At 73.4% G+C, this 8,016-nt stretch carries 7 protein-coding genes; 5 read left to right on the top strand and 2 right to left on the bottom strand.

The window, feature by feature from the left end:
- Positions 1 to 219: 219 nt before the first annotated feature.
- On the bottom strand, positions 220 to 1,041 hold the full coding sequence (locus AB0G02_RS21515; protein WP_360797147.1) for a dienelactone hydrolase family protein: 822 nt from the start codon (positions 1,039 to 1,041) through the stop codon (positions 220 to 222).
- Positions 1,042 to 1,175: 134 nt separating this feature from the next.
- Between AB0G02_RS21515 and glmS the strand changes: the two genes are divergently transcribed.
- From glmS to tsaE, 5 genes are all read left to right on the top strand, one after another.
- A complete protein-coding gene (gene glmS, locus AB0G02_RS21510; protein ID WP_360797145.1) occupies positions 1,176 to 3,038 on the top strand; it encodes a glutamine--fructose-6-phosphate transaminase (isomerizing) in 1,863 nt (620 codons plus the stop codon).
- Positions 3,039 to 3,053: 15 nt separating this feature from the next.
- Positions 3,054 to 4,448, top strand: a complete 1,395-nt coding sequence (locus tag AB0G02_RS21505) for an NAD(P)H-hydrate dehydratase (RefSeq protein WP_360797143.1) — start codon at positions 3,054 to 3,056, stop codon at positions 4,446 to 4,448.
- Positions 4,449 to 4,705: 257 nt separating this feature from the next.
- Positions 4,706 to 5,818, top strand: a complete 1,113-nt coding sequence (gene alr / locus AB0G02_RS21500; protein WP_360797141.1) for an alanine racemase — start codon at positions 4,706 to 4,708, stop codon at positions 5,816 to 5,818.
- Positions 5,815 to 6,906 carry an alpha/beta hydrolase gene (locus AB0G02_RS21495; RefSeq protein WP_360797139.1) on the top strand — a complete coding sequence of 364 codons (1,092 nt, stop codon included), beginning with the start codon at positions 5,815 to 5,817 and terminating at the stop codon, positions 6,904 to 6,906. The genes alr and AB0G02_RS21495 overlap by 4 nt, the downstream gene beginning before the upstream one ends.
- The gene (tsaE, locus tag AB0G02_RS21490) at positions 6,906 to 7,373 is read left to right on the top strand and encodes a tRNA (adenosine(37)-N6)-threonylcarbamoyltransferase complex ATPase subunit type 1 TsaE (protein WP_360797149.1); all 468 of its coding nucleotides are present in this window, start codon (positions 6,906 to 6,908) and stop codon (positions 7,371 to 7,373) included. Before AB0G02_RS21495 ends, tsaE begins: the two co-directional genes overlap by 1 nt.
- A gap of 67 nt (positions 7,374 to 7,440) precedes the next feature.
- Here the strand turns inward: tsaE and AB0G02_RS21485 are convergent.
- The coding region (locus tag AB0G02_RS21485; protein ID WP_360797137.1) for a carboxyl transferase domain-containing protein at positions 7,441 to 8,016 on the bottom strand (576 nt) is incomplete at its 5' end.

The following is an 8,016-nucleotide window of genomic DNA, read 5'->3' as shown; positions in this document are numbered from 1 at the left end:
CCGCGTTCGAGACCCTGCTGTCCCGTGAACACCCGCACCGCGTCGTCACCCTCGATCCCAACATCCGCCCGGTGCTCATCGACGACCACGCCGCCCCCGCGCGTCGACGCCCCAGCAGCTCGCGTGCACCCTGGCCGGCGCCCGGTCACCGGCCCAGTGGCGGACCAGGGGCCTCGGCAGCGCGGCCCGAGGCGGATTCGCAGCGGCCCCGGGTGGGTATCAGTGGCGGACTGCGGACAGGGGGCCGCGCTGGACGGTCAGGACCGCGCCCTTCACGTCGCCGTCCAGCAGCACGTCCCACTTCTTCTCGCCCTTGAGCGTCCGCAGCAGGAACGCCGTCATCAGCGCCCGCGCCAGCTTCTGCGCCGCCCGCTCGCCCTTGCCGTCGAGCAGCAGCTCGCTCCAGTGCCGCCCCTCCGCGAACCCGAGGTGGCTGGCCTTCGGCAACGACCGCAGCTGCACCGGCCCCTGCCAGGCGTCCGTGATCGCCTCCGCGTGCCCGACCGGGGGCGCGATGCGGTCCTCCCCGCCGGCCAGGTGCAACCCGGGCACGGTCACGCGCCGGGCGGCGTCCAGCGCCGACGGCCGGGTCTCCGAGGCGGCCAGCGTCACGACCGCCCGCACGCGCTGGTCGTCCGCCGCCGCGAGCACCGCCGCGCCGCCACCCATCGAGTGACCCGCGACCGCCAGCCGGGACGCGTCGACGCTGATCCCGCCGTCACCCAGCCGCACGCCGGTGCACACGTCGAGCGTCGTCCGCAGGTTCCCGGCCAGCAGCCGCGACGACATCAGCGGCCCGCGCTGGGTCGCCGGCGCGGCGGCCACGAACCCCCACGACGCCAGGTGCCGCAGCAACGCCCGGTAGCGCTCGACCGGCTGCAACCAGCCGTGCCCGAAGGCGACGGCGGGCAGCCCCAAACCGGTCGAGGGCGTGTAGACCAGGCCCGGGAGGCCGACCAACGCCAGGTCGCCGCGCAGCACGGCGTGTCCACCGGGCCTGCTGAGCTGGTCGAGCACCTGCTTCGCCGAGTAGCCGCTCACCCCGCGAACGGTAGTCGATCGTGGTCCCCGGCGCGCACGCCTCAATTGGTCTACACCAATTACGGCACTGACCTGCGCAAACGGAGTGAAGTGGCCCTTTCGGGTGACGGCCCTGGTCTAGTTACGCTGTCGGCGTGTGCGGAATCGTGGGATATGTGGGACACAGGTCGGCGCTGGACGTCGTGCTCGACGGGCTGCGACGGCTGGAGTACCGGGGCTACGACTCGGCGGGCGTCGCCGTCCTCGACGGTGACGGCGGGCTGGCCGTCGAGCGCAAGGCCGGTCGCCTGACGAACCTGGAGGCCCGCCTGGACGAGGTCGGGCGCGACGCCTTCACGGGCACCGCCGGCATGGGCCACACCCGCTGGGCCACCCACGGTGCGCCGATCGACCGCAACTCCCACCCGCACTGCGACGTCACCGGCCGCGTCGCCGTCGTCCACAACGGCATCATCGAGAACTTCGCCGCCCTGCGCGCCGAGCTCGAGGCCGACGGCGTCGAGATGGCCAGCGACACCGACACCGAGACCACCGCGCACCTCATCGCCCGCGCGTACGACGAGGGCGACACGAAGGGCGACCTGGTCGCGAGCGTCCGCACGGTGGTCCGCCGCCTGGAAGGCGCGTTCACGCTGGTCGTCACGCACGCCGATCACCCGGACGTGGTCGTCGCCGCACGCCGTTCGTCACCGCTGGTGGTGGGCGTCGGTGAGGGCGAGACGTTCGTCGCCAGCGACGTGTCCGCGTTCATCGAGCACACCCGCGAGGCCGTCGAGCTGGGCCAGGACCAGCTCGTGGTGATCGACCGCGACGGCTACCGCGTGACCGACTTCGACGGTCAGGACGCGGTCGCCAAGCCGTTCACGGTCAACTGGGACCTGTCGGCCGCCGAGAAGGGCGGCCACGAGTACTTCATGCTCAAGGAGATCGAGGAGCAGCCGGAGGCGCTGGCCAACACGCTGCGCGGCCACTTCCGCGACGGCCGGATCGTGCTGGACGAGCAGCGCCTGTCCGACCAGGACCTGCGGGACGTGGACAAGGTCTTCGTCGTGGCCTGCGGTTCGGCCTACCACTCGGGCCTGGTCGCCAAGTACGCCATCGAGCACTGGACGCGACTGCCCGTCGAGGTCGAGCTGGCCAGTGAGTTCCGCTACCGCGACCCGGTGCTGGACCGCGACACGCTCGTCGTCGCCGTGTCCCAGTCGGGTGAAACGGCTGACACCTTGGAGGCCGTCCGGCACGCCCGGTCGCAGAAGGCCCGCGTGCTGGCGGTGTGCAACACCAACGGCGCGCAGATCCCGCGCGAGTCCGACGCCGTGCTCTACACGCACGCGGGCCCGGAGATCGGTGTCGCGTCGACCAAGGCGTTCCTCGCCCAGATCGCGGCGAACTACCTGGTCGGCCTGGCCCTGGCCCAGGCGCGCGGCACGAAGTACCCCGACGAGGTGGCCCGGGAGTTCCACCAGCTCGAGGCCATGCCGGAGGCGGTGCAGAAGGTGCTGGGCACCGTCGAGCAGGTCCGCGCGCTCGGCCGCGAGCTGGCGGACTCGAAGGCCGTGCTGTTCCTCGGGCGGCACGTCGGCTACCCGGTGGCGCTCGAAGGCGCGTTGAAGCTCAAGGAACTCGCCTACATGCACGCGGAGGGCTTCGCGGCGGGCGAGCTGAAGCACGGTCCGATCGCGTTGATCGAGAAGGACCTGCCGGTGGTCGTGGTGATGCCGTCGCCCCAGGGGCGCGCGGTGCTGCACTCGAAGCTGGTGTCCAACATCTCGGAGATCCAGGCACGGGGTGCGCGCACGATCGTGATCGCTGAGGAGGGTGACGAGACGGTTCGCCCGTTCGCGGATCACCTGATCGAGATCCCGGCGGTGTCGACGCTGCTGCAGCCGTTGATCTCCACGGTGCCGTTGCAGGTGCTCGCCGCGGAGATCGCGCGCAGCCGCGGTTACGACGTGGACAAGCCGCGCAACCTCGCCAAGTCCGTCACGGTCGAGTAGGGCAGGCTTGGCCCCATGCGGGGTCTGTGGACGACGGATCGGGTCAGGGCGGCGGAAGAACGCGTCATGGCGGTCGTGCCGGCCGGCTCGCTGATGCGCCGCGCGGCGTTCGGCGTGGCGGTGGTCGCGGCGGAGCTGCTGGCGGGCGGGCGGCGGGTCGGCCTGCTCGTCGGCGCGGGCAACAACGGTGGCGACGCGTTGTGGGCGGGCTACTACCTCCGCAAACGCGGTGTGGCCGTGTCCGCCGTCCTGCTGTCGCCTGATCGTGTGCACGCCGAGGGCTTGGCTGCGTTCCGGCGTGCCGGTGGGCGGGTCGTCCCGAAGCTGGTCGACGTCGACCTGGTGATCGACGGCATCGTGGGCCTGTCCGCCCGCGGCCCGTTGCGCCCGGACGCCGCCGAGCACGTCGCGCACCTGGACGCGCCGGTGCTCTCGGTCGACCTGCCCAGCGGCGTCGACCCCGACACGGGCGCGACCTCCGGACCGGCCGTGCGGGCGCACACGACCGTCACGTTCGGCTGCCTCAAGCCCGTGCACGCGCTGGCCGACTGCGGTGACGTGCGGTTGGTCGACATCGGCATCGGTGGCGAGCTGCACGGCCCCGACCTGGTCGAGCTGGACCTCTCCGACGTCGGCTCGGCGTGGCCGGTGCCCGGCCCGGAGGACGACAAGTACACCCAGGGCGTGACGGGCGTCGCGGCCGGATCCGCGACGTACCCGGGCGCGGCGGTGCTGTCGACGGGCGCGGCGCTGCTGTCGACGTCCGGCCTGGTCAGGTATGCCGGTGCGGCGGCCGAGGACGTCCGGGCGCGGTGGCCGGAAGCGGTCTGCACCGGGTCGATCACCGACGCCGGGCGCGTGCAGGCGTGGGTCGTCGGGCCCGGCCTGGGCACCGGGTTGGGCTCGGAGGCCGTGCTGCGGACCGTGCTGGAGGCGGGCGTGCCGGTGTGCGCGGACGCCGACGCGATCACCATGCTCGCCAACAACCCCGACCTGTGGGACGCGCGCGACCCCGACACCCCGCTCGTGCTGACGCCGCACGACCGCGAGTACGAGCGCCTGGCCGGACCCGTCGGCACCGATCGGGTGACGGCCGCGCGGAAGGCCGCGGAGCGGTTCAACGCCGTCGTGCTGCTGAAGGGGCACGCCACCGTCGTCGCCGGACCGGACGGCCGGGTGCTGGTCAACCGGGCCCGCACGTCGTGGGCCGCGACCGCCGGATCGGGTGACGTGCTGTCCGGCGTGCTGGGCTCGCTGCTGGCCGCCGGGCTGGACCCCGTGCTGGCGGCGGGCTGCGCGGCGAGGGTGCACGTCCTCGCGGCGGAGGCTGCGGCGGACGGCGCACCGATCCCGGCGAGTTCCCTCCTGCACGCGATCCCCGACGCGATCCGCACCGTCCGCGCCCTCTGACCGCTCCGCCCCCCACGTCCCGCGCGTCGGACGCCCGGTTCCGCCGCCGGCCGCCGGTCGGTGCGCGCTGAGCGTTCAACTCAGGTGTCCTGGACGTAGGACTCTCGCGTTCTGGACGTAGGACTCTCGCGTTCTGAACGTAGGACTCTCGCGTTCTGGAGGTTGGACACGCGTGTTCCGGAGGTTGGACACGCGGGAGGCGGAGGGTCGACTCGCGCGTTCGGGGCGAAGGCGGTTGTGTCACCATGAACGGCGTTATGGCTGCTCCTCGCGCTGAGGTCGTGATCGACCTCGACAACCTCCGGCACAACGTCGCCCACCTCGACGCCCTCGCGCCGAACGCCGACACGATGGCCGTGGTCAAGGCCGACGGGTACGGGCACGGCGCGGTGGAGGTGGCCAGAGCGGCCGTGGAGGCGGGCGCGACCTGGCTCGGCTCCTGCTCCCTCGCGGAGGCCCTCGTGCTGCGCGAGGCCGGCCTCACCGTGCCGGTCCTGGCCTGGCTGGACCCGCCCGGCACCGACTACACGGCCGGCGTCGAGCGGGACGTCGACCTGTCCGCGTCCTCGCTCGCCCAGCTGGAGGAGATCTCGGCGGCGGCCGACAAGGCCGGCCGGACCGCCCGCGTCCACCTCAAGATCGACACCGGGCTGTCCCGCAACGGCTGCCCGGCCGCCGACTGGCCCGAGCTGGTCGAGCGCGCCGCCAAGACCCACAACGTCGAAGTTCACTCGATCTGGTCGCACCTGGCCGTCGCGGACGAGATCGGCCACCGCGCCACCGACGCCCAGGCCGAGCGCTTCGACGACGCCTACCGCGAAGCCGTCGCCGCGGGCCTGGACCCGCGCCGCCACATCGCCAACTCCGCCGCCCTCATCACCCGCCCCGACCTGCACCTCGACCTGGTCCGCCCCGGCATCGCGATCTACGGCCTCAACCCGGTGCCCGTGCCGACCGACCTGCGCCCCGTCATGACGTTCCGCTCGACGGTCGCCCTGGCCAAGCGCGTCCCGGCCGGTGAATCGGTGTCCTACGGCCTCACGTGGACCGCGAAGAGGGACACGAACCTGGCCCTGGTGCCCGTCGGGTACGCCGACGGCGTGCCGCGCAGCCTGTCCAACCGGATGGACGTCTGGCTCGCCGGACGCCGCCGCCCGGTCGTCGGCCGCGTCTGCATGGACCAGGTCGTGGTGGACTGCGGCGACGACGTGGTGGCGGAGGGCGACGAGGTCGTGCTGTTCGGGCCCGGCGACCGCGGCGAGCCCACGGCCCGCGAGTGGGCCGACACCACCGGCACCATCGACTACGAGATCGTCACCGGCATGTACCGGCCGCGCGTGACCAGGACCTACGCCGGGACGCGGCGGTGAACACCGTGTGGAAGGCCGTCGGCTGGGCCGGCGGCATCATCGGTGCCGCCGCGACCGGTGTCGCGGTCGGCGTCGCCGCCAACCAGAAGAAGGTCTCGCACGACCGGCAGGCCGACGACCCGCTGGCCGAGGAACCGCTGGGCCGCCTCACGCCGAACCGCGAGTCCACCGTCGCGGCCGACGACGGCGTGCCGCTATCGGTCGAGGAGGTCGACCCGGCCGACGGCGGGAAACCCGACCTCACGGTCGTCCTCGTGCACGGGTTCGCGCTGGACCGCCGCTCCTGGCACTTCCAGCGCCGCGACCTGGCCGCGCTCACCGGGCCGCGCGTCCGCCAGGTCCTCTACGACCAGCGCGGCCACGGCCGGTCCGGCCGGTCCACCGCCGAGGGCAGCACGATCGACCAGTGCGCCAGGGACCTCGACGCGGTGATCCGCTCCATGGCGCCCACCGGGCCGCTGGTGCTGGTGGGTCACTCCATGGGCGGCATGACGATCATGGCGCTGGCCGAGCAGCTGCCCAGGTTGTTCGCCGAGCGGGTGCGCGGTGTGGCGCTCGTCGGCACGGCGGCGGGCGAGGTCGGCGGCGCGGGGCTGCCGAAGTCCGTGCTGTCCCGCCACAACCCGGTGACGCTGGGCGTCGGCCGGTTGGCCGGCCTGCAACCGGGGCTGGTGGAGTGGGTCCGGCGCCGGGCGTCCACGCTGACGTGGAGCGGCATCCGGGCGTTGGCGTTCGGCACCGGCGAGGTCAGCCCGTCGTTGGTCGACCTGATGGAGAAGATGATCAGCGGCACGACGGTGCAGGTGCTCACGGAGTTCCTGGAGACCCTCGGCACGCACAACCGCTACAAGGCGCTGGCCGGCCTGCGGCACTGCGAGGTGCTGGTGATCAGCGGTGACGCGGACAAGCTGACGCCGTTCTCGCACGCCGAGCGGATCGCGGAGGAGATCCCGAACGGTGAACTGGTCCGCGTGTCCGGGGCGGGCCACATGCTCATGTTGGAACAACCCGACCTGGTCACCGGGCACCTGGTCGGCTTGGTTCGGCGCAGTGCCGCCGAACGGTCGGAAAGCAGGCGGCGGTGGTGATGGCGAGCGTGAGCGTGACGCTCCCCGAGGTGCACGACACCGAGGAGTTCGGGCGCAGGCTGGGCGGGCTGGTGCGGGGCGGTGACCTGCTGCTGCTGTCCGGTCCGCTGGGCGCGGGCAAGACGGCGCTGGTGCGCGGCCTCGCCGGCGGCCTCGGGGTGACGGGTCGGGTGAGTTCCCCGACGTTCGTGATCGCCCGCGTGCACGACCCCGCGCCGGGTGGCCGCGGCGTGCCGCTGGTGCACGTGGACGCCTACCGGCTCGGCGGGCACCTGGACGAGCTGGACGACCTCGACCTGGACACCGACCTGGTGGACGCCGTGGTCGCCGTCGAGTGGGGCGAGGGCGCGGCGGAGCGGCTGTCCGAGGACCACCTGCTGATCAGGCTGGAACGGCGGGACGACGACGTGCGCATCGCCCACCTGCACCCGCACGGGGCCTGGGTCGACCGCGAACTGCCGGTCTGACCTGCGCCCGAGGCCCCGGCGGCGTCGAGGCCGCGCGGAGGCCGCGCCGACGTGCGCCGCGTCGGGGCTAGCGGTGGGAGATACCGCGGACCGCGCCCAGCTCCACCAGGTCCTGCGGGCGCAACCGCAGGTCGTCCGCGAGCCGGGGCACGTCGTCGCGCTTGAGGATCGCCGCCGCCAGTTCCGGCGCGATCACGGAGAAGTAGGCGTCCGGCGTGATCCACGTGTGCTCCGGCGACGACAGCGCCAACGCGCCGCCGGAACCGCCCTCCCCGATGACCAGCGTGGTGATCGGCACGCGGGCCTCGGCGACGGTCGCGAACAGCTCCGCGATGGCCGCACCGACACCGGCCCGCTCGGCCGCCGCGTCGTTGGCCGCGCCCGGCGTGTCCACCAGGGTCAGCACGGGCAGCGCGAACCGCTCCGCCAGCCGGATCAGGCGTGCCGCGGTGCGGAAACCGGCCGGGGTGTTCGCGGTGCCGGTCTGGGCGGCGAACGCGACCGCCCGCCCCTCGCGGCTGCCGACGCCGCACCGCATCCCCGGGTCGACGCCGCCCGCCCGGTCGCCGCTGATCGGCACCCGCAGGTCGAAGTAGTCGTCCAGGTACGCGTCGGCGCGCGGACGTTGCGCAGCGCGCGCCCG

It is taken from the genome of Actinosynnema sp. NPDC023658, from assembly GCF_040639995.1.
In the GTDB taxonomy this organism is placed as follows: Bacteria; Actinomycetota; Actinomycetes; order Mycobacteriales; family Pseudonocardiaceae; genus Actinosynnema.
This window is presented reverse-complemented; position numbering and strand designations above follow the sequence as displayed.

Coding starts and splice junctions, on each gene's coding strand:
- alr (WP_360797141.1), top strand. CDS start 4,706: ATGGCTGCTCCTCGCGCTGAGGTCGTGATCGACCTCGACAACCTCCGG.
- tsaE (WP_360797149.1), top strand. CDS start 6,906: ATGGCGAGCGTGAGCGTGACGCTCCCCGAGGTGCACGACACCGAGGAG.
- AB0G02_RS21505 (WP_360797143.1), top strand. CDS start 3,054: ATGCGGGGTCTGTGGACGACGGATCGGGTCAGGGCGGCGGAAGAACGC.